Here is a 22,454-nt window from a genome sequence, read left to right on the forward strand (position 1 = left end):
AAGGGAGCATGCTTGGAAGTAGATGTTCTAACTAATAGACCTAGAAGTGTCTAGGTCGATTCAGCGGCACTCTCTCCGGGCAGAAAAGCTTTGGCCCGAGCCAGGAAGCTCTTTTCTTTCAGCTGGTGCTCTACTTCTGTAACGGCTTCCAGAAGCTTATGGGGCGTATCTAGCAGCTCGGTGGCGGCAGCGGCAACAAGTTGCCAAACCGGCTGCATTTGCAGTACCAGCGCCTCGCCCTTCGCGGAGAGCTGTATCAGTCGCTTCCGTTCATCCTGCTTATCCTTTTTGGACCGCACGAGCTTTTCCTTTTCCAGCTCTTTCAACAGCGTGATGGTGGAGGGATGCGTGTAGCCGATTTCCGCTGCTAGCTCCAGCACGCTCAAAACGGGTTTGTGATGCAAGATGTAGAGCACCGGAAACCACTTCGGCTGAAAATCTATCCCGAGTTCTTTGAACAATAAAAAGCTGTCTCTGCGCAGCTGTTCGCTGAGGCGTAGCAACCTAGTCGCAATAGCTAAGGGTCCTGATTCGTCAAGGAGGCTCATTCCGGTTTGCCGTTAAGCGCTTAGATGCAGGTGATAATACACATTATCAGGCGTCATACGCGGAAAATAGGCCGGCATTTCCTCGCTTTTTCGGCGCTCGAAGCCGTTGCGCTCATAAAACCGGTGCGCGGCTTTGAGCATGTCCACAGTGCTTAGATACACGTCCGTGATGCCCTTCGCGCGACAGTCATTTAGCAACGTATTCAACAAGAGCTCGGCAGTACCCATCTCTTTGCCTCGGTACTCTTTTTTAACGAACATCTTTCGCACAGCACAGGCTTGGTGCCCGGTAGCAATCATGGCGATGGTACCAACCAATTCATCGTTTGATTTTGCTCCCCAGAATCCACCCCCTGTTTGGTGGTAGAACGCTTCCACATTTAGCAAATCGGGTTGGCCTTCCAGCGTTATAGGCACATTGAATTCAATTTGCTGGATGGGTAATATCAAGTCCAGTATCTGCTGAGAACTGTCATTGAAGAGAGGGGTAATGGTAAGCGCTGGACGCATGGCAACAGGAGTTAATTAAGTTACGTAGTCACAAACGTAGTCAACTACCTTTTGATTTGAGTAATATTTTTCCTGCTTCTCTGCGACTGCCAACGCTACCAGCGGCAAGGGAAGTGGCTCATGCCCGCCAAGTACTAGTTAGCGCCAAAAGCCATATGCCACAGTAAGCTAAGCTAGCTACTTGCGCGCCGTGTGCCCTCAAGCTAGTGCCGTGCGAGCCGAGGGCTGGCGTAGGTCGCCAAGCGCAGCAAGCAATTGTTCGGTCTGGCCTGGTTGCAGACGCGCCGTCGTCAGACGGAGGCCGGGGGGACTTTGGAGGCAGAAATCGGCGCCGGACCGTACCAGCCAGCCTTTAGCTAGTAGCCCCTGCGCTGCCGTGGCCGCATCCGGCAGGGGCAGCCATAGGTTCAAGCCGGCTTGGCCAGGAGTGGGTAAGCCCAGGGCGGCTAAACCTGTTTGCAAGTGATTAAATCGGGCCTGGTAGGCCACTCCGGCTGCTACAAGACGTTCGCGCACCGATGACGTATGGAGTAGATTGACCACTAATCCTTGCAACAGGGAGCTTACCCAACCCATGCTCGTAGCCTGGGCATAATCAAGCTTGGCTAGCGTGGCCGCATCGCCGGTGCTCACGGCCACGCGCAGGTCGGGGCCCAAAAACTTGGAAAAGGAACGCACTGTCAGCCAGCGCGCGGCGTGGTTGTGCCAGGGCATGTACGGGGCAAGTTGCAGCAAACTGGAATGGTCGTCGTCGAGGAAAAGCACCTCGGGGTAGTGGGGCAGTAGCGCACGTAGTGCTTGGGCCCGTTGCGTCGTAGTGACTGCCCCGGTCGGGTTTTGGGCGCGCGTGCTAAAAACAGTCGCCCGGCACCCACCCGCTAGAGCGGCCGTAAGGCTAGCCGGCAAAATGCCCTCAGCATCGCTGACCAGTGGCACGGGGCGCAGACCCAAGGACCGCACTAAAGCCAGTACGGTGAAATAACCGGGGTCCTCGACAGCTACTTTATCACCTGGCTTGAGCTGCGCGCGCAAAGCCCGCTCCAAGGCATCGAGTGCACCAGCCGACACGAAGATGCTTTCCCCATGCAGGCCGTCGGCGGCAAAGGCTTCCTGAGACCATTCCAGCAGCGCGGGCACGTTGTGCGCCTCGCCGTAGAGCCGGGGAGTAGCTAGGTCGAGCGCCGTGAAGGCAGACGCTAGCTCCGCCCGCGTCGGTAGAAAAGCCGGATCGGGATTCCCGTCGTGCAGCGCAACCACACCACTGACCGGTGCAGCCTGAAACGCAAAAGCAGGTTGCTCGCGATGGCGGCGAGCAACAACTGACCCCCGCCGGCCATCAGTGATAATAATTCCGTTTTCGAACAGAGCTTTATACGCTGTTGCAATCGTATTCTTATTGACACCTAGGCTAGTAGCTAGGTCTCGCACCGTGGGCAATTGCGTGCCAGCTGCGAGTGCACCCGTACTGACGGCCTGCTCTACAGCGCGGTAGATATCGGCGCTCTTGCGGCTACCTGGTGGCAGGGCCAATAGCGCTGCTAACGATGTCTCTTGGAGCATAACGGATGGAAAAGTATATTTGTCTTATTACGTTCATTTTTTTGTCCTAGTTCAAAAAATTCAAAACGTATGCCAGCTACTACCACAGAACGCCAACTTACTATCGGGGGCTTAATTTTCCCTGGCCTGGACCAATGCGATTTTACTGGCCCCTTTACTGCACTTTCGCGAGTACCTAATTCTCGCTTTCTGACGCTGTGGAAAGAGTTGGAACCCGTAACGGACCTGAATGGCCTGCGCCTGCTACCCGATACAACGCTACGGGAGGCACCGCAACTCGATGTATTGCTGGTGCCAGGAGGAAAAGGTCAGGAAGGCTTGATGACGGACGAGGTAGTCATTTCCTTCATTCGACAGCAGGCAGCGGGGGCTAGCTATGTCTTTTCGGTGTGCACGGGAGCCTTGCTGTGTGGGGCCGCCGGCTTGTTGCAAGGTCGCCGGGCAACTACCCACTGGGCAGCGTTGGATGTACTGCCTTATTATGGCGCAACGGTGAGCACGGAGCGGGTGGTGGTAGATGGCTCCCTTATTACCACGGGCGGTATAACGGCAGGTATCGACGGGGCGCTGCAAGTAGCGGCGCTGCTCCGGGGTGATACTGTAGCGCAAGAAATTCAGCTCGATATTGCCTACGATCCACATCCAATCTTTTCAGCTGGCTCGCCGGCAACAGCCCCGGCTGAGGTGCTGCGCGCCGTGCAGGCCCGCACCCAGGCCCTAACGGACCGCCGCCTGGCCGCTGGCCGTATCTACCAAGCGGGCCCGGCTGTTTAGCACTGTTTCACTAGGTCGCCTTTTTTACCTTTTGGCGCCGCAAAACTAGCTCCGTAGCCTTTGACTTCCCGGAACTCGCGTAGGGCCCGACCAGTAGCAGAATAGGTCTGAGCCGTGCGCGCCTTGCCGGCCAGGACCACATAAAACTGCCTCGCTAACCTAGGTCGGCGAGGCAGTTTTGGTTGTGCAAGGCAGTTGTTAAAAATACCCGAGCTAGCTCATTTTCAATTTGCCCGCGCCAGCCCTCCTTTGTTTTCTTTATTGCACTACGGCCCCGCCGGCCGGCGTCCAGACGATCCGGCCGCGCTGAAATTGATTGACCCGGCCACCGCCCGGGTTATCCAGCTCATCGGAAGTAGGATAGCCTAAGGCCGAACGCTCCCAGCCCAGCGACGCCCATTTGTCGCGGATGGCGCCATAAATGAGGTGGGCTCCAGTTTGCGGGCTCCAATAGATGGAGCCGCCCTGAAAGTGGTTGAAACGCCCTATTTTGTCGGGTGTCGTTGTCTCGTCTGTGATTGGATAACCTAGCCCCGAACGCTCCCACCCGATGGAGGCCCACTTGTCGCGAATAGATCCGTGTATTTCGTGGGCACCTAGCTGGGGAGTCCAGTAAATAGATCCGCCTTGAAAGTGGTTGAAGCGCCCCACCCCATCGGGTGTTGACAGCTCATTGGTAGTAGGTTGGCCGAGGAAAGAAGCAGCCCCGCCTAGCGCTGCCCACTTGCTACCAATAGCGCCCCCAACTGAGAAGGGAGTTGGCATAATCAGCGAGGCAAAAATGCAGTTCATGTTCAGGCGCACCACCGCCGGGAAATTGGCGCGGCCGCCTGTTTCGCTGAGGTTGGTGATAAACTTGGTAAGGCTGTTCACGATCTTGGCCGACAACTCGGCAATGGCCGTGGCAGCGGCGCCTACTGCCGGACCGCCGAACACAGTCCCTCCCGCGCCGGCAGCCCCCGCAATCAGGCCCGTATCCAAGGTGTTATGTCCCTGAATCGTCATGGCGACCCGCGAGGATATAATTACCCCGTTAGCGGCAAATTCCATTTCTACCTGCGCATGGTCGTCGGCGGCCATGCCCCGAATATGATCGAGCTTGGTTGAAATGAACAGACCACCCGATGGCGTCGGCGACACACTAGGTTTATAGGTGCGGTAGTTGCTCCCGGCGCTAGTGTATTCAGCTGCGCTACCGTCTTTTGCGTCCCATCCGGTTAGCTGTTGGCCTAGCTTGGCCATATCAAATTGCAAGGCACTCATGATTGTATGGTGTTTAGTTTACTCTGGCCAAAGTAGACAATACCAATACGCAGGTAAATCACATAAACATGTGAAATTCAATGATATACCATGTACATTAAAGCAATACCGCCCCCGCCATACGGGGGTATGTGCTGGCAAGAATGCCCGGCAATTTTCCCACTAACGATCTGTCGGTGCTTTCTGCTAGTAGCTGGCTAGTGACCTAGCTACCAAAGAAAACCGCCTCTCCACGTAGCGCGGAGAGGCGGTTTGAGAAGCAGAAAGCTAGGTTTCTACAAATTTAAGCTTTTGATCAGCTCAGTAGCGGCCAGCGTTTGTGCGTCTTTCGCTTCGGGCACCACCGGCGCCATTCCAAAGAACTCGTGGGTGACGCCCACATACACTTTCGACGTGACCGAGACACCAGCGGCTTTCAGCTGAGCAGCGTACTGCTGTCCTTCGCTTTGCAGCGGGTCTATTTCCGCGTTGATTACGGTAGCGGGGGGCAAGCCTTGCAGATTCTGGTTGTTTACCAAAGAGATAAGTGGGCTAGCACCATCCGCAGGGCTGTTCAGGTAGTACGAGAAAAACCACTGCATCGAGGGCTTGTTCAGGGGCTTAGCGTTGGCAAATTGCTGGTACGAAGGCGTGTTCATGTCGTAGCGAGCAATGGGGTACACCAGCAGCTGGTGCTTGGGTAGAGGCACGCCAGCGTCGCGAGCCATCAGGCACACAGTAGCCGCTAGGTTGCCGCCGGCGCTTTCGCCAGCCACCGCAATCCGGTTTGCGTCTATTTTCAACAACGACGCGTTGTCACGCACCCAGCGGTAAGCGGCAAAAGCGTCGTTGTGGGCCGTCGGGAACCGGAACTCTGGTCCTTTGCGGTATTCCACGGCTACTACCACAGAGCCAGTTTTGGCGGCGAGGGCACGGGCCGAGAAATCGTAGGTGTCATTGGTGGCAATTACCCAACCGCCGCCGTGGTAATACACAATACCCGGCATGGTAGGCGAGGTGAGGCGGGGCGTATACACGCGTATCCGGATGGTACCGTTGGCTACGGGTATTGCCCGCCCCGTGGTATCCACGTTTTGGTTGGGCAGGGCGATGTTGTACTTACTCATCACCGCGAGCAGGGCATCCTTAAACGAGGGCGCTTTGCGAGCTTGCTGCGGCGTGAGGGTATACAAGGGCACTCCTTTGGTCAGGCTATCGAGCTTTTCAATTACCGCTTGCATCTCTGGCTTGATGCTAGGTCCCCATTCGGGCTTAGGCCCTTGGGGTTGGATGACAACTGGGGTCGGAAAATTGAAGATGCCGTCGTCGGTACAGGCGTTAGTGCCAACTAGTGCTCCCACTAGCAGCAAACCGCTCAGCACGCGGCGCCACGCAATAGTAGCCTGCCGGGAAATAGAGGTGCGTGCAGGAGCCAGAGGCTTGATAAAATCTTTGTTCATACAGGTGGGATAAAGACTTGAAAATCAACCTTACGGCTCAAACACAAGGCCGGTCTTATCCACGAGTATTTATATTATATCACAGATTACTTATGTAGTTAGTGTATAGGATTATAATTTTTTAATCACCCCCGAACTGTTACCTGATTCTCGCGGTATTCTCGGGGCGTTTTGCCCATAATGCCAAAAAAGACACGGTTGAAATACGAGAGGTTCGCAAATCCGCACGCATAGGCGGCACTAGCAATGGTCTGCTCGGTGTGCAGCAGCAGCTGACAGACGTTGGTGACCCGCAATTCATTTAGGTAGTGCACGTAGGTTTTGCGGGTGCGCTCTTTAAAAAAGCGGCAAAACGCCTCCCGGCTCATGTTTGCCACCGAGGCTACCTCTCCAAGCGTGATGGGGCGGTGGCTTTGCTCCATCAGGAAATGCAGCACCTGCTCCATGCGTTTGCCCTCGCGCTCATTGAGGTTGTGCATCTGGTCGGTCACGTTCAAGCATTGCAGTGCCCCAGGCTGCATGAGCAGCTGCACAATTTGGAGCACCATCAGCACCCGCTCTAGGTTGCTCGTTTGGGGCAAGGCTAGCATGTGCCGGGCAATAGCTTCTTGGGCAGCACCGTGGATGCGGTAACAGCCGGTGAGCTGCTCAAAGAATTTCTTGACGCCTTGTAACTCCTCGATGCTGTAGAAGCCGCTGGTAAATACCTCGGAGTCGAAGAACAAGAGCACGGCGTGGCTGCGCAAATTGCTGGCAGCGCTGTAGTACTCCTTGTTGCTGCGAAACACATGGGGCACATCGTGGCCGAGCAGGAATAAGTCGCCGGGCCGGTACAGGCCAATGTAGTCGCCGCCGATCAGCTTGCCCTCGCCTTCGAGCACGTAGCTCAGCTGGATTTCGGGGTGCTGGTGCAGCTTGTCGTAGAAATACGGCTGGTCGTCGACTTGGTAGCGGATAAAGTCCTTAGTCGACTTCGGGATCTTGAACGAGATAACCTTCATGACGGTACTATATTAATAAACTCGGGCGGTTATCAAGCTGTAATTGTCAATATAGTACTATCTCTTACTAATTCCGTGCGGGACTTAGCCTGCCAGGGCGGATAGCTTTGTAAAAAAGCGATACAAACTATGATCAACTGGCAAGGCGTATTCCCGGCAGTCACGACGAAATTTCACCAGGACGGCAGCCTGGATTTCGACACGTTTTTCAAGAACATCGACGCGCAGCTTGCGGCGGGCGTGCACGGCATCATCCTAGGTGGCACCCTCGGCGAGTCGAGCGTACTGCGCACCGAGGAGAAATATGAGCTAACCCAGCGCACCATCGACTACGTGGCCGGCCGCGTGCCCGTGGTGATGAACATTGCCGAAGGCTCGACGCAGGAAGCCATCCTGCGGGCCGAGGAAGCCGAAGAGCTAGGTGCCGCCGGCCTGATGCTGCTGCCAGCCATGCGCTACCCCACCGACGCCCGCGAAACCCTCGCCTATTTCACATCGGTGGCGCAGAGTACGGAGCTGCCCATCATGATCTACAACAACCCAGTCGACTACAAGACCTACGTCACGCTGGAAATCTTCGATAAGCTGCTCGACGCGTGCCCCAACGTGGAGGCCGTGAAAGAATCGACGCGCGACGTATCGAACGTGACGCGCATGGTGACTCGCTACGGCGACCGGCTGCGGATCATGGGCGGCGTGGACACCCTAGCTCTGGAAGCGTTGCTGATGGGTGCCCACGGCTGGGTAGCCGGCCTCGTGTGCGCCTTCCCCGAAGAAACCGTGGCGATTTATAACCTCGTGCAAGCGGGCCGCATGGAGGAAGCGCGTACGATTTACCGCTGGTTCCTGCCCCTGCTAGAGCTGGATATTCACGCCAAGCTGGTGCAATACATCAAGCTCGCCGAGCAAATGACCGGCATCGGCACTGAGTACGTGCGGGCGCCGCGCCTCACCTTGATCGGCGAAGAGCGCACCCGCATCATGGCCCTCATCCAGCACGGCATCGACAACCGCCCCACGCTCCCCACCTTCACGACGACCGCCGCTGCTCATGCCGTTTAACGCTCTGCTCGCCGACGCAACGGCCGCTTTTGCCACGTACAAAAAAACCACCGGCGCGGAGCGCGCAGCATTTCTGCGCGCCATTGCCACGGCCATCGGCGACCTAGGTGACGAGTTGCTGCAAACCGCCAGCACCGAAAGCCACTTACCCCTGGCCCGCATCACTGGTGAGCGGGGCCGCACCCAAGGCCAACTGCGCCTGTTTGCCGACCTTGTGGAAGACGGCTATTGGGCCGAAGCCACCATCGACACGGCCCTGCCCGATCGTCAGCCCCTCCCCCGCCCGGATTTGCGCCGGCTGCTGCTGCCACTGGGGCCGGTGGTGGTGTTTGGGGCTAGCAACTTCCCGCTGGCGTTTTCTACCGCCGGCGGCGACACGGCTTCGGCGCTGGCTTCGGGTTGCACAGTGGTGTATAAAGCACACCCCGCCCACCCCCGCACCTCGGCACTGGTGGCGGGCGCCATTGCCAAGGCCGCAGCGGCGTGCAACTTACCAGCGGCCGTGTTTCAGCACGTGGAAGGCGGCTCGGAAGTCGGAACGGAGCTGGTGCAGCACCCGGGCGTGAAGGCCGTAGCCTTCACGGGCTCTTATGGTGCCGGCAAATCGATTTTTGACTTAGCCATGCGGCGCGAGGTTCCGATTCCGGTGTACGCCGAAATGGGCAGCGTGAACCCGCTGGTGATCCTGCCGGAAAAGCTAGCTTCTGATCCAGTCATCCTCGCCCACCAAGCGGCGCAGTCGGTGCTGCTCGGTTCGGGGCAGTTCTGCACCTGCCCAGGGCTGGTATTTGTGCCCGCGGGCGAGGCGACAGAAGCTTTTGTCGACAGCCTCGGCGAAACGCTAAGCAGCGCTTCAGCCGCGCATATGCTCCACGCGGGCATTGCCGACAACTATTACCAGAACCTGTCGGCCATTCTGCAAGCAGCCCACGTGGAAACCCTCGTGCAGCCCGAAACCCACGTGCTGGAAGGTCGTGCCGCGCTGGCCCGCACCGTTGCCGCGCAGTGGATTCAGAACGCCGCCTTGCAGGAAGAGGTCTTCGGCCCGTTCACACTGGTGGTTACCTACCAGGATGAAACTGAGCTGCTAGCTTCCATCGACGCGCTGCAAGGCCAACTAACCTGCACGCTGTGGGGCACCCCGCAGGAGCTAGCCCAAGCCGAAGCCGTGACCGACGCGCTCCGCGAGAAGTGCGGCCGTTTGTTGTTTGCCGGCGTGCCCACGGGCGTGGAAGTCAGCCACGCCATGACCCACGGCGGACCTTTCCCAGCCACCACGGACCCGCGCAGCACCTCGGTGGGCTCTTATGCCATCAAGCGCTTCGCTCGGCCGGTCACATTCCAGTCGGCGCCGCCGGAGCTGCTGCCACCGGAACTGCGCAATGAGAACCCAACGGGTATCTGGCGGATGATCGACGGGGAAGTAACGCAACGCAGTCTTTAGCTCAGTATTAGCGCGGACTTTGTCGTCGGCGCCTGATGTCGTACCAGCGCGGACTGCAAGGTCCGCGCTACACCTTTAGCCACTTTATGGCTCGTAAAACATTTTTCTGCATTGATGCCCACACCTGCGGCAACCCGGTACGGCTGGTAGCGGGCGGCGGCCCCGAGCTGCACGGCGCCAACATGAGCGAGAAGCGCCAGCACTTTCTGCGCGAGTACGACTGGATTCGCAAAGGGCTGATGTTTGAGCCGCGCGGCCACGACATGATGTCGGGCAGCATCCTGTATCCACCCCAAGACCCCGCCAACGATGTGGCCGTGCTCTACATCGAAACCAGCGGCTGCCTCCCCATGTGTGGCCACGGCACCATCGGCACCGTGACGATTGCCTTGGAGGAAGGGCTGGTTATCCCCAAAGTACCGGGCCAGCTCCGTCTCGAAACGCCCGCCGGCTTGGTGCTGGTGTCGTACCGGCAAGAAGGCCAAAAGATCAAATCGGTGAAGCTGACGAACATACCCGCTTACCTCGACTCCGAAAACCTAGCCGTGGAGTGCCCGGAGCTAGGTCCGCTGCGGGTAGATGTGGCCTACGGCGGCAACTTCTACGCCATCGTCGACCCTCAGGAAAACTTCCAAGGTCTGCAAGCTTACCCCGCCGACAAGCTCATCAGTTGGAGCCGGGTGCTGCGCCAGCGCCTCAACGAGCTCTACACCTTCGTGCACCCCGAAAACCCGACCATTCAGGGCCTCTCGCACATTCTGTGGGCGGGCGATACGCTCGACCCTAGCTCCACGGCCCGCAACGCGGTGTTCTACGGCGACAAAGCCATCGACCGGTCGCCGTGCGGCACGGGCACCTCGGCGCGCATGGCGCAATGGTACGCCAAGGGTAAGCTGAAGCCGGGCCAGGAGTTCATCCACGAAAGCATTATTGGGTCCATTTTCAAGGGCACCATCGAGGAAGAAACCACCGTGGCGGGACGGCCGGCCATCCGGCCTGGCATCGAGGGCTGGGCGATTATCACGGGCCACAACACCATCTTCTTCGACGACGAAGATCCTTACGTTCACGGTTTTCAAGTTCTCTAAGGTATGCGCAACGTAGTAATTGTCGGGGGCGGCATTATTGGCTTATTTACAGCCTATTACCTAGAGGAAGCCGGCTTCGCCGTGACCGTGCTCGACCAAGGCGACCTAGCCCAGGGCTGCTCCACTGGCAACGCGGGCATGATCGTGCCGAGCCACTTTGTGCCGCTGGCCTCGCCCGGCATGATCGGCAAGGGCATCAAGTGGATGTTTTCTTCCAAAAGCCCCTTCTACATTCACCCCCGCCTCGACCGCCGGCTGGTGGAGTGGTGCCTGCTGTTTTACCGCTCGGCCACGCCCAAGCACGTCGACCGCAGCATTCCGTACCTCAAAAACCTGAGTTTGCTGAGCAAGAGCCTGTACTTCGAGCTAGCCCAGCAGCACCCCGAGGCCAAGCTAGGTTTGGAAGAGAAGGGCTTGCTGATGCTTTACAAAACGGCCGCCATCGAACACGAAGAGGTGGAAATGGCGCAGCTCTCGAACACGGTTGGTATTGAGGCCAACGTGTTGTCGCGCGACGAAGTGCGGGCCCTGGAGCCTGATACCAACCTCGACGTGCGCGGGGCTGTGCACTTCACCGGCGACGCCCACCTCGACCCCTCCAAGCTCTACAACTTCCTAAAAGGCCACCTACAAGCTCGCGGCGTGCAGCTCATTTCGCAAGCCGAAGTGCTGCGCTTCGACCACACGAGCGACACCATCACGCACGTCGTGACCACGCAGGGCGACTTCGCCTGCGACGACCTCATTGTGTGCGCCGGGGCGTGGTCGGGGAAGGTGGCGCGCCAACTGGGTGTGCGCCTGCCCATGCTGTCGGGCAAGGGCTACAGCTTCATGCAAAACAACCAGCCCGCCATCCGCATACCTGCCATTCTCACCGAGCAGAAAGTGGCCGTGACGCCCTTCGGCGGGCAAGTACGGTTTGGAGGCACCATGGAAATCACCGACACCGACGTGAGCATCAACCGCAAGCGGGTGCAGGGCATTTTCGAATCGATTCAGCGCTACTACGGCGATTTTACGCCCGTCGCGCCCGACCCGCAAACCGTGTGGAGCGGCCTGCGCCCCTGCTCTCCCGACGGCCTACCCTACATTGGCCCGACGGAGAAGTGGCGCAATGTGCTGTTCGGCACCGGCCACAGCATGATGGGCATCAGCCTAGCGCCCGGCACCGGCAAGCTCCTCGCCGAGCAGCTGCGCGACAAGAAAACCAGCCTGCTCATGGATGCCTTCTCGCCCGACCGGTATAGCTAGAACGTTGTAAAAGCGAGTAGCGCGGACTTTGTAGTCCGCGCTTGAACCAGTGCCGACGCGGACTACAGAGTCCGCGCTACCCCCACCCACCCCGACCTCCAAACTCTTCTGCCATGCGCCCGCCCTTCTTGTTCAGCTTGTTGTACCTAGGTTTTGCCAGTGCCGCCAGCGCCCAGAAGGCGCTGCCCCGCGACTACCCCATTCAACCGGTGGCGTTTACGCAGGTGCACGTGCACGACAAGTTTTGGGCGCCGAAGATGCAGACCAACGCCGACGTGACCATTCCGCACACCTTGCAGCAATGCCGGCAGGATGGCCACATCGACAACTTCCGGCGGGCGGCGGGCGAGCTGCCGGGCGACAAGCTCACCCAATTCCCCTTCGACGACACCGACATTTACAAGGTAATCGAGGGCGCGTCGTACGCCATGCAGGTGAAGAGCAATCCGAAGCTAGGTGCCTACGTCGATTCGCTCATTACGCTTATCGGCAAGGCGCAGGAGCCGGATGGTTACCTCTACACCTTCCGCACGGTGAAGGCGGCCAAGCCCCACGAGTGGATTGGCAAGAAGCGCTGGGAGAAGGAGGAAGACCTCAGCCACGAACTCTACAATTCGGGTCACCTCTACGAAGCGGCCGTGGCGCACTACCAGGCCACCGGCAAGAAAACCCTGCTCGACATTGCCACCAAAAACGCCGACCTGCTGGTGCGCGACCTAGGCCCCGGCAAGATAGAAGTGTACCCCGGCCACCAGGTAGTCGAAATTGGGTTGGCGAAGCTCTACCGCGTTACGGGCAAGCAGCAGTACCTCGACTTAGCCAAGTTTTTCCTGGACGTGCGCGGCCCCAAGGGCAACGATTACAACCAAGCCGCCAAGCGCGTAGTCGACCAAGATGCGGCTGTGGGCCACGCCGTGCGGGCTACCTACATGTATTCGGCCATGGCCGACGTGGCTGCCCTCACCGGCGACCCTAGCTACCTGAAAGCCATCGACGCTATTTGGGAAGACGTGGTGAACCACAAGCTCTACATCACGGGTGGCATCGGGGCCACCGGCAACGGCGAAGCCTTCGGGAAGCCGTTTGAACTGCCTAATATGTCGGCCTACGCTGAAACCTGCGCTTCCATTGCCAACGTGTACTGGAACAACCGCATGTTTTTGCTGCACGGCGACGCCAAGTACATCGACGTACTGGAGCGCACCTTGTACAACGGCCTGATTGCGGGCGTGTCGTTGAGTGGCGACCATTTTTTCTACCCTAATCCGCTGGCTTCCATGGGCCAGCACCAGCGGGGGTCGTGGTTTGCGTGCGCTTGCTGCATTTCCAACATGACACGCTTCATGGCCTCGGTGCCGGGCTACGTGTACGCCCAAAACGCCGACAACTTGTACGTGAACCTGTTCATGACCAGCACCAGCGACGTGCAGCTGCCCTCGGGCAAGGTCAACATCGAGCAGAAAACCAACTACCCCTGGGACGGCCAGCTCGACCTAGCCGTGAACCCGCAGAAGCGTCAGGATTTCGCCTTGCGCGTGCGCATTCCGGGCTGGGCCCAGCAGCAACCTAGCCCTGGCAACCTGTATAAGTTCATGGATGCGGCGCCTCAGCCGATTACCCTGAGCCTCAATGGCAAGCCGGTGCAGTACACCCTCGACCACGGCTACGCGGTGCTGAAACGGCGCTGGCAGAAAGGCGACCATGTGACCCTATCCTTGCCCATGACGACCGAAAAGGTGGTGGCTAGCACCCAGGTGAAGGACGACCAAGGCAAGTTTGCCCTCCAGCGCGGCCCCATCGTGTACTGCCTCGAAGGCCCCGACAACGCCAACGGCCTCGTGCAGAACATCACCGTCGACCAAAAAGCCCCGGTGGATGTGGTGTACCAAGATGCAATGCTCAACGGCATCGACGTGTTGACCACCAACGGCGTAAGCACCCGCCGCCAGCTCAACTCCGACCAGCTCCTGACCACGCCGCAGGCCGTGAAGGCCATTCCGTACTACGCTTGGGCCAACCGCGGCCCCAGCGACATGACCGTGTGGGTACCCTACGAAGCCTCGGCCTCCAAGCCCCAGCCTGCCCCCACGGTGGCGTCGCGCAGCACGGCTAGCTCGTCGCTGAAAAGCACGAAGACCCTCAAGGCCCTCTCCGACCAGTACGACCCCATCGACTCGAAGGACGCCAACTACCCCTACCTGCACTGGTGGCCCAAAAAGAACACGACTGAGTTTGTGCAGTACGACTTTGCCGAGCCCGCTACCGTGTCGGAATCGAAGGTGTATTGGTTTGATGATGGGCCCTGGGGTGGGTGCCGCATTCCGGCCAGCTACAAGGTTTATTATCAGAAAGATGGCCAGTGGGTACCCGTGAAAAACACAACGCCCTACGCCATTGCCAAAGACCAATACAACACGGTGCAGTTTGAGCCGGTGCGCACCACCGCCCTCAAGCTGGAAGTGCAGCTCCCCACCGACAACGCCACCGGCATTCACGAATGGATGGTGAAGTAAGCTAGGTCGGGGCCACAACCCTAGACCGTCATGCTGAGCCTGTCGAAGCATCTCTACCGCAATGGTAATCATCTACTTTGGCGGTAGAGATGCTTCGGCAAGCTCAGCATGACAACCAAGAGCGGCAACACTTCCAGAGGTTGTCGTCTGCAAATTTTGATAGAAGCTAAGTTCTAAAAGACATACCGCTTTCCTCTGCTTATGGCCTTTTCTACGCTTGCCCGTGCAGCCTACTTATTCCCTCTGACACTAAGCGTGTTGCACGCCGAACCTAGCGCAGGCCAGGGCGGGCAGCTGGCCGACTACCAGCGGAGTACGGCCTTGCATAAGCAGCTCTATCACACCGCCTACCACATTCCGACGCAAGTAAGCTGGCAACCCGACGGCAAGGCCGTGTACTACGCCATGTACACGCCGCAAGGCCAGGAGTTTTGGCAGGCCGACGGCGCGCGACCCGCCCCGCAGCCTGCCTTCGACCCTAGCCCTTTGGCTGCCAAGCTCAGCGCCGCGCTGAAGCAACCCGTAACGCCGTACCAGCTGCCGATCAGCAACCTAAAGTTCAGCACGAATGCGGCGGGCCTGCTGCTCAGCTTCACGGCCGGGCCGGCAGAATGGGAATACGCCCCCGCTACCACCACGCTGCGCCAAGCGCGCAAGCTCCCGGAGGCGAGGTACTGGAACCAGCGCGACGACCAAGATGAGGCGGGCAAGCTGGTGTATTCGCCGGATAGCCTGTGGGTGGCCTTCACGAAAGACTACAACGTGTACCTGCGCTCGGTCAAGACGAAGCAGGAAACGCCCCTCAGCTTCGACGGCTCGGCGGGCGACTACTACGGCAGCGACTTACGGTGGGCACCCGACTCGAAGAAGCTAGTAGGCGTGCGCATCCGGCGCAACACGCCCCACACCTTGTACCTGGTCCGCTCGTCGCCCACCGATCAGCTGCAACCCAAGCTCGAAACCCGCCCCTACCTCAAGCCGGGCGATGCGCTGCCTTTGCACCAACCTAGCTTGTTTTTGGTGGCCGAGAAAAAGCAGATCCCGCTGCCGCTCACGCTGTTTGCCCAGCAATACAACCTCTCCCGCCCAACCTGGCGTAAGGATAGCCACGCCTTCACCTTTGAGTACAACGAACGTGGGCACCAGCTGTACCGGGTGCTGGAAGCCGACGCCGCCACCGGCCACGTTCGGACGCTGATTGAGGAGCGCAGCCCCACGTTCATCTCCTACAGCGGCAAGCTGTTTCGCCACGACGTAGCCGATGGCAAGGAAGTTATCTGGATGTCGGAGCGCGACGGCTGGAACCACCTGTACCGCTACGATGGCCGCACGGGCAAAGTCAAGAACCAGATAACGAAGGGGCCGTGGGTGGTGCGCCAAGTGGTGCACGTGGATGAGGCAAAGCGCACGATTCTGTTTGCCGCCAGCGGCCGCGACGCCGGCCAAGACCCCTACTTGCTGCACTACTACCGCATCAACTTCGACGGGACCCACCTCACGGCCCTCACCCCCGAAAACGCCAACCACGCTGCCACGTTTTCGCCTGACTACCAGCGTTTCGTGGATGTGTACTCGCGCGTCGATTTGCCCCCGATAACGGTGCTGCGCGACGCCGCTACCGGCAACGTGTTGCAAACCCTGGAACGCGCCGACCTCACTGCCTGGCAACAAGCGCATTGGCAAACGCCGGAGGTATTCAGCGCCAAGGGTCGCGATGGGCAGACCGACATTTGGGGCATTATCGTGCGGCCCACCAACTTCGATCCGGCGCGCAAGTACCCGATCATTGAAAACATCTACGCCGGGCCGCACGACTCCTTCGTGCCGAAGTCGTTCATGCACAACATCACGGGCATGCACGAGCTGGCGGAGCTAGGTTTTGTGGTAGTTCAGATCGACGGCATGGGCACCTCCAACCGCTCCAAGGCCTTCCACGATGTGTGCTGGAAGAATATCAAGGATGCCGGCTTCCCTGACCGCATCAAGTGGTTGGAAGCCGCCAGCCGCCGCTACCCCGCCCTCGACCTGACGCGGGTAGGCATCTACGGCACATCGGCGGGCGGGCAAAGCGCAGCGGGCGCCATGCTGTTTCACCCCGAGTTCTACAAAGTGGCCGTTTCCTCGTGCGGCTGCCACGACAACCGCATGGACAAGATGTGGTGGAACGAGCAGTGGATGGGCTACCCCATCGGGCCGCAGTACGCCGAGTGCTCCAACGTAACCCACGCCGCCCAACTGCGCGGCCGCCTGCTGCTCATGGTGGGCGAAATGGATGACAACGTGGACCCTTCCTCTACCTACCAGTTCGCCGATGCCCTCATCAAAGCCAACAAAGACTTCGAGCTCGTGATGCTGCCCAACCTAGGTCACACCACCGGCGGCGAGTTTGGCGAACGGAAGCGCCGCGACTTTTTCGTGCGCCACCTGCTCCACCAAACCCCGCCCGAGTGGAGCGAGCTGCCCACACCTTGATCCATAAGAATACACCTGCCAGTCCGACGCCCTAGGCGTCCGACCGGTTGCTGCCTGCACAAGCTAGGTATCCGACCACCGTTTTAATGCCTCGTTTTCACAATAACCGGTCGGACGCCGAGGGCGGCGGACCGGCAGGCGCCACTTCAGTTTCTCACTCCAACGTCCCACCCCCGCTACTACGCCATGCACCCTCTCCTGAAACGCTCCTGCCTTGTGCCTGCCTTGCTTGGCTTGCTGAGCACCAGCACCCTAGCCCAAACGTACTTGCCCACGCCCAAGGACGCGCGCATGAAAGTGCAGCCTCAGGTGCCGGTGAAAGCCTATGCCTTCGACCTAGCCCAGGTGAAGCTGCTCGACAGCCCGTTCAAAGTAGCCGAGCAAGCCGACGCGAAGTACCTGCTGAAAATTGAGCCTGACCGGCTATTGGCTGATTTCCGGGAGCACAGCGGCTTGCAGGCCAAAGGCAAGCGTTACGGCGGCTGGGAATCGTCGGGATTGGCGGGGCACACACTGGGGCACTACTTGTCGGCGTGCGCGCTAGCCTATGCTTCGACGGGCAATGCCGAGTTTAAGCAGCGCGTCGACTACATAGTGGCCCAGTTGGATGAGTGCCAGAAAGCGCGCAAAACGGGCTACGTGGGTGCCATTCCGAACGAAGACAAGCTGTGGACGGAAGTAGCCAGCGGCAACATTCGCTCGCGCGGCTTTGACCTGAATGGGGCCTGGTCGCCGTGGTACACGGTGCACAAGATCATGGCCGGTCTGCTCGACGCGTACTTGTACACAGGCAACAAAACCGCCCTCACCGTCAACCAAGGCATTGCCGACTGGACGGGCAACACCATCAAAGGCCTCGACGACGCCAAGATGCAGGAAATGATGGTGTGCGAGTACGGCGGCATGGCCGAAACCCTAGCCAACACCTACGCCCTGAGCGGCGACAAAAAGTACCTCGACCTTTCGTACCGCTTCTACGACAAGAAAGTGCTCGACCCATTGGCCGCCCGCACCGATATTTTGCCCGGCAAGCACTCCAACACCCAGATTCCGAAGGCCATTGCCAGCGCCCGCCGGTACGAGCTGACCGGCGACCAAAAAGACGCCGCCATTGCTCAGTTTTTCTGGCAAACCGTGACCGACAACCACTCCTACGCCACCGGCGGCAACAGCAACTACGAGTACCTAGGGGAGCCGCGTAAGCTCAACGACAAGCTCAGCGAGAACACCACCGAGACCTGCAACACCTACAACATGCTGAAGCTCACCCAGCATTTGTTTGCCCAGCAGCCCTCGGCCAAGCTGATGGACTACTACGAAAAGGGCCTCTACAACCACATCCTAGCCTCGCAAAATCACGCCACCGGCATGACGACCTACTTCGTGCCGCTGCGCATGGGTGGGCGCAAAACCTATAGCGACGAGTTCAACACCTTCACTTGCTGCGTGGGCTCGGGCATGGAAAACCACGTGAAGTACGCCGAGAACATCTACTTCCAGGGCGCGGACGGCAGCCTGTACGTGAACCTGTTTATCCCCTCCGAGCTAGCCTGGAAGGAGAAGGGCCTAACGCTGCGCCAGGAAAGTCAGCTGCCGGCTAAAGACCAAGTGACGTTCACCTTAACGGCCACCAAGCCCCGCGCCTTCAAGCTGCGCCTGCGCCAGCCCAAGTGGACCAAAAACCCGCAAGTGCGCGTGAACGGCAAGCTAGAGCAAGTGACGCCCGACGCGGAAGGCTACCTGGTGCTCGACCGCAAATGGAAAGATAAGGACCGCGTGGAGATAACGTTGCCCGCCGATTTCTACACCGAAGCCCTACCCGATAACCCCGACCGCCGCGCCATGTTCTACGGCCCGACATTGCTGGCCGGGGTGCTCGGCAACACCGAACCCGAGCCCGTAACCGGCGTGCCCGTGCTCGTGACGGCCAACAATAACCCCAACCAGTGGGTGAAAGTCACCGATGCGGCGCAGCTCCGTTTTCAAACGGCGGGCCTAGGTACCCCGCATGATGTGCCGCTGATGCCGTTCAACCAAACCGGCGATGAGTACTACACCGTGTACTGGGACGTCTTTACACCCGAAAAGTGGGCTACCCAGCAGCGCGTGTACGAAGCCGCCCGCAAGCAGCAGCAGGAGCTAGAGGCCCGCACCGTGGACGTGCTGCGCGTGGGCGAGATGCAGCCTGAGCGCGACCACACCTTCACCATCAGCGAAAAAGCCGAAACCGGCGAAGAGCACGGCCGCAAGTGGCGCATGGTCAACGAAGGCGGCTCCATGGCCTTCACCCTGAAAGTATCCCCCGACGCGCCCAACACCCTCCTGCTTACTTACTGGGGCATGGACAACCGCGGCCGCATCTTCGATGTGCTCGTCGATGGGCAGCCCATTGCCACCGAAGACCTCAACAAGTACAAGGAAAGCCGCTTCTACGACGTCTCCTACCCCATTCCGCCCGCCCTGACCAAAGGCAAGCAGCAAGTGAAAGTGACCTTCCAAGCCAAACCTAAAAACAGCGCCGGCCCCGTGTACGGCATCCGCAACGTGCGGCAGTAGTCATGGCCTAGGTGTAGAGACGCGACACTTCGCGTCTCATCGTTGAACGACCTTGCATTGAACAACCCGGCGCTGAACAACATGGCCCAGAGCAGCCTAGCTAAACAACATCAGCAACGACAAGACACAAGTAGGTGTCTCTACCCCTAGCTTATCTGCAAAACCAACAACCAAAAACGACTCTATGTCCTTGAAAAAGGCTTTCCTACTGCTGGCTTGCGCCGGAATACTGGGCAAGGCTGCCGCCCAAACACCGGCCCCGCTCACCTTCACCCGGGCCGATACGTTGCGCGGTGCCCTCACGCCCCTGCGCACCTGCTACGACTTGCACTACTACCACCTCGACGTGAAGCTCGACCCGGCCCGCAAGTTTATCAGCGGTTCCAACCTGTTCCGCTTCACGGCCACGGAGGATTTCACGCGGTTGCAGTTTGATCTGTTTGCCAACCTAGCTGTGGATAAAGTGCTGTACAAGGGCAAATCGGTGCCGTTCACGCGCGAGGCGAATGCGGTGTTTGTCACGTTTCCGCAACCTATTCGCAAGGGCACGCAGGATGAGTTTACGGTCCAATATTCCGGCAACCCCACCGAAGCCAAACGGGCGCCCTGGGACGGCGGCCTCGTGTACAGCCAAGACAAGCAGGGCAAGCCGTGGGTTGTTTCGGCCTGCCAGGGCATTGGGGCCAGCATTTGGTGGCCGACCAAAGATCATCAAGCCGACGAAGTCGACAGCATGCTCATCAGCGTGACAGTACCGCAGGGCTTGAAAGACGTGTCGAACGGGCGGCTGCGCAAAACCACCAAGCTGAAAGGTGGCGACACCCGCTTCGATTGGTTTGTGAGCAACCCCATCAACAACTACTGCGTGGCCCTAAACGTGGGCGACTATCAGCACTTCGGCGACACCTACCAAGGCGAAAACGGCAAGCTGACGCTGGATTATTGGGTATTGCCGGAGAACCTAGCCAAGGCCAAGCAGCAGTTCACCGCCAACGTGAAGCCCATGCTCAAATCCATGGAGCATTGGTTTGGGCCGTACGCATTCTATGAAGATGGCTACAAGTTGGTTGAGTCGCCGCACCTAGGCATGGAGCACCAGAGCGCCGTGGCCTACGGCAACAGCTTCGGCAACGGCTACCGGGGCCGCGACTTGTCGGGCACGGGCTGGGGCTCGAAGTGGGACTTCATCATCATCCACGAAAGCGGGCACGAGTGGTTCGGTAACAACATTACCAGCAAGGACCTAGCTGATATGTGGGTGCACGAGAGCTTCACTAACTACTCGGAAAGCCTGTTCGTGGAAAATCAGTACGGCAAGCAAGCCGGCCAGGAGTACGTGCACGGTACCCGCCTCGGCATCGTCAACGACGGACCGATCATCGGCGAGTTTAACCTCAACAACAAAGGCTCCGGCGACATGTACCCCAAGGGCGGCAACCTGCTGAACATGACTCGCACCATCATCAACGACGACGAGAAGTGGCGCCAGATTCTGCGCGGCCTCAACAAAACCTTCTACCACCAAACCGTTACGGGCACGCAGGTGGTCAACTACATCAGCCAGCAAAGCGGCCAGGATTTCACCAAAATCTACGACCAATACCTGCGCCACCCCAACATCCCGACCCTGGAAGTGCGCTTCGAGAAGGGCGAGGCCCTAGGTCGGTGGGTGGCCGACGTGCCGGGGTTTGCCATGCCCGTGCGGGTGCGGCAAAAGGGCGGCGAATACCGCTTCGTGACGCCCACCAACGCCTTCAAGCCGCTCGGCATTGCGGGCCTCACCAAAGACAACCTAGAGGTCGATACCTTCAACTACTATATCGGCGTGCTGATCGACTAACAATAGCTGCGTGAACGGGCTAGGTCCGCAGGGAGGAGGCCCGCACGCGTAGCTCCGGCTCCAACACCACATGTTGGGGTGGGGCATTGCCTCTTTCTTGGCGCAGCTGCAAAAACAAGCGCACAGCCGCTTCGCCCATCTGCTCGCACCGCTGATCCACGGACGTGAGCCTAGGCTTGGTTAGGGAGGTGAACATTTCGTTGCTGAAGCCAGTCAAGGCCACGTCTTCCGGCACGCGTGAACCTTGTTCTTCCAACACTTGCAGCGCCCCGGCCACGGCGGCATCGCTGGAGGAGAAAATGGCGTCGGGGCGCGCTGGTAGGAGTTGCTGCATGGCCTGCCGACCCGTTTCCACTGTCATGGTATCGCAGTACACAATCAACTCCTCCGCTACTGGCAAACCATGCTTTTGCAGCGCATCGAGGTAGCCCTGGCGGCGGTGCTTATAGATGCCTAGATGCTGGGGTCCGGCGAAGTGCCCGATGCGTCGACAGCCTTGCTCAATGAGGTGCTCGGTGGAAAGAAAGCCGCCCGCATAGTCGTCGAGCAGCACCGCGTTGACCTCCGTACCCAGCAGAATCCGGTCGAAGAACACCAGCGGGACGCCACGCTGCTGCACCTTTTCGAAGTGCGCAAAATCGTGGGTAGTGCGCGACAACGACACCAAAATGCCTTCTACCTGCGCGCTGAGCAGCGTTTCGATGTTCTGCCGCTCGTGCGCTACGTCCTCGTTTGATTGGCAGATAATAACGTTGAAGCCAGCCTGGCTAGCCGCCAACTCAATGCCCTTAATAACGACGGCGAAAAAGCGTCCATCGATGTAGGGTACGATCACGCCCAATAACTTGCTTTTGCCTTTGCGCAGCCCAGCCGCTAGGTGGTTGGGCTGGTAGTTCAGCTGCCGAGCTAGCGTTTGCACCCGTTGCTTGGTAGCCGCACTAATGCGCGGATCATTGTTCAGCGCCCGCGAAACGCCAGATACCGATAACCCTAGTTGCTTTGCTAAATCTGTTATCGAAGTTGGCTTCGACTCTTTCTCTTTGCCCAAGATAAAACCTATTGTATTGTTCAGCAGGAGAAAGCATAGTAACATCTCCCTAAGTAAACCTAAGTAATATTTAGCTAGGCTGGTA

The 22,454-nt window shown here is 58.9% G+C and carries 16 protein-coding genes; 9 read left to right on the plus strand and 7 right to left on the minus strand.

Going from position 1 to position 22,454, the window contains the following annotated elements:
• Positions 1-50 precede the first annotated feature (50 nt).
• The 3 genes from BXP70_RS00345 to BXP70_RS00355 all read right to left on the minus strand — a co-directional run bounded on the left by BXP70_RS00345 (position 51) and on the right by BXP70_RS00355 (position 2,618).
• Positions 51-548 carry a MarR family winged helix-turn-helix transcriptional regulator gene (locus BXP70_RS00345; RefSeq protein ID WP_086592033.1) on the minus strand — a complete coding sequence of 166 codons (498 nt, stop codon included), beginning with the start codon at positions 546-548 and terminating at the stop codon, positions 51-53.
• Between the two features lie 12 nt (positions 549-560).
• Positions 561-1,058 (minus strand): GNAT family N-acetyltransferase, encoded by a 498-nt coding sequence (locus BXP70_RS00350; RefSeq protein ID WP_086592034.1) that lies wholly within the window; start codon positions 1,056-1,058, stop codon positions 561-563.
• Between the two features lie 198 nt (positions 1,059-1,256).
• On the minus strand, positions 1,257-2,618 hold the full coding sequence (locus BXP70_RS00355) for an aminotransferase class I/II-fold pyridoxal phosphate-dependent enzyme (protein WP_086592035.1): 1,362 nt from the start codon (positions 2,616-2,618) through the stop codon (positions 1,257-1,259).
• Between the two features lie 69 nt (positions 2,619-2,687).
• Here BXP70_RS00355 and BXP70_RS00360 point away from each other — a divergent pair, with 69 nt between their 5' ends.
• Positions 2,688-3,392 (plus strand): DJ-1/PfpI family protein, encoded by a 705-nt coding sequence (locus BXP70_RS00360; RefSeq protein WP_086592036.1) that lies wholly within the window; start codon positions 2,688-2,690, stop codon positions 3,390-3,392.
• 258 nt (positions 3,393-3,650) lie between these two features.
• On the opposite strand, the gene BXP70_RS00365 is transcribed toward BXP70_RS00360, so the two are convergent.
• The 3 genes from BXP70_RS00365 to BXP70_RS00375 form a co-directional block, all read right to left on the minus strand.
• Entirely contained in the window at positions 3,651-4,655 is a 1,005-nt protein-coding gene (locus BXP70_RS00365; RefSeq protein WP_086592037.1) for an LGFP repeat-containing protein, read from the minus strand.
• A gap of 275 nt (positions 4,656-4,930) precedes the next feature.
• On the minus strand, positions 4,931-6,094 hold the full coding sequence (locus BXP70_RS00370) for an alpha/beta hydrolase (protein WP_086592038.1): 1,164 nt from the start codon (positions 6,092-6,094) through the stop codon (positions 4,931-4,933).
• Positions 6,095-6,219: 125 nt separating this feature from the next.
• The gene (locus BXP70_RS00375; RefSeq protein WP_086592039.1) at positions 6,220-7,095 is read right to left on the minus strand and encodes a helix-turn-helix domain-containing protein; all 876 of its coding nucleotides are present in this window, start codon (positions 7,093-7,095) and stop codon (positions 6,220-6,222) included.
• A gap of 132 nt (positions 7,096-7,227) precedes the next feature.
• Between BXP70_RS00375 and BXP70_RS00380 the strand changes: the two genes are divergently transcribed.
• The 8 genes from BXP70_RS00380 (at position 7,228) to BXP70_RS00415 (ending at position 21,321) form a co-directional block, all read left to right on the plus strand.
• On the plus strand, positions 7,228-8,157 hold the full coding sequence (locus tag BXP70_RS00380) for a dihydrodipicolinate synthase family protein (RefSeq protein ID WP_086592556.1): 930 nt from the start codon (positions 7,228-7,230) through the stop codon (positions 8,155-8,157).
• Complete coding sequence (locus BXP70_RS00385) at positions 8,147-9,601, plus strand: aldehyde dehydrogenase (NADP(+)) (RefSeq protein WP_086592040.1); 1,455 nt, start codon at positions 8,147-8,149, stop codon at positions 9,599-9,601. Before BXP70_RS00380 ends, BXP70_RS00385 begins: the two co-directional genes overlap by 11 nt.
• 86 nt (positions 9,602-9,687) lie before the next feature.
• Positions 9,688-10,689: a 4-hydroxyproline epimerase gene (locus BXP70_RS00390; protein WP_086592557.1), complete on the plus strand. Its 1,002-nt coding sequence runs from the start codon at positions 9,688-9,690 to the stop codon at positions 10,687-10,689.
• A 3-nt stretch (positions 10,690-10,692) separates the two neighbouring features.
• The gene (locus tag BXP70_RS00395) at positions 10,693-11,940 is read left to right on the plus strand and encodes an NAD(P)/FAD-dependent oxidoreductase (protein WP_086592041.1); all 1,248 of its coding nucleotides are present in this window, start codon (positions 10,693-10,695) and stop codon (positions 11,938-11,940) included.
• A gap of 113 nt (positions 11,941-12,053) precedes the next feature.
• Positions 12,054-14,453 carry a glycoside hydrolase family 127 protein gene (locus BXP70_RS00400; RefSeq protein ID WP_086592042.1) on the plus strand — a complete coding sequence of 800 codons (2,400 nt, stop codon included), beginning with the start codon at positions 12,054-12,056 and terminating at the stop codon, positions 14,451-14,453.
• Positions 14,454-14,654: 201 nt separating this feature from the next.
• Positions 14,655-16,925 (plus strand): S9 family peptidase, encoded by a 2,271-nt coding sequence (locus tag BXP70_RS00405; RefSeq protein ID WP_086592043.1) that lies wholly within the window; start codon positions 14,655-14,657, stop codon positions 16,923-16,925.
• 186 nt (positions 16,926-17,111) lie between these two features.
• Entirely contained in the window at positions 17,112-19,481 is a 2,370-nt protein-coding gene (locus tag BXP70_RS00410) for a glycoside hydrolase family 127 protein (protein ID WP_086592044.1), read from the plus strand.
• Positions 19,482-19,665: 184 nt separating this feature from the next.
• Complete coding sequence (locus BXP70_RS00415) at positions 19,666-21,321, plus strand: M1 family metallopeptidase (protein WP_086592045.1); 1,656 nt, start codon at positions 19,666-19,668, stop codon at positions 21,319-21,321.
• Between the two features lie 19 nt (positions 21,322-21,340).
• Here BXP70_RS00415 and BXP70_RS00420 read toward each other — a convergent pair whose 3' ends face one another.
• Positions 21,341-22,369, minus strand: coding sequence for a LacI family DNA-binding transcriptional regulator (locus tag BXP70_RS00420; RefSeq protein WP_245849399.1), 1,029 nt, complete (start codon positions 22,367-22,369; stop codon positions 21,341-21,343).
• Positions 22,370-22,454 lie beyond the last annotated feature (85 nt).

Origin of the sequence: Hymenobacter crusticola (assembly GCF_002154225.1) — a bacterium.
Lineage (GTDB): Bacteria > Bacteroidota > Bacteroidia > Cytophagales > Hymenobacteraceae > Hymenobacter > Hymenobacter crusticola.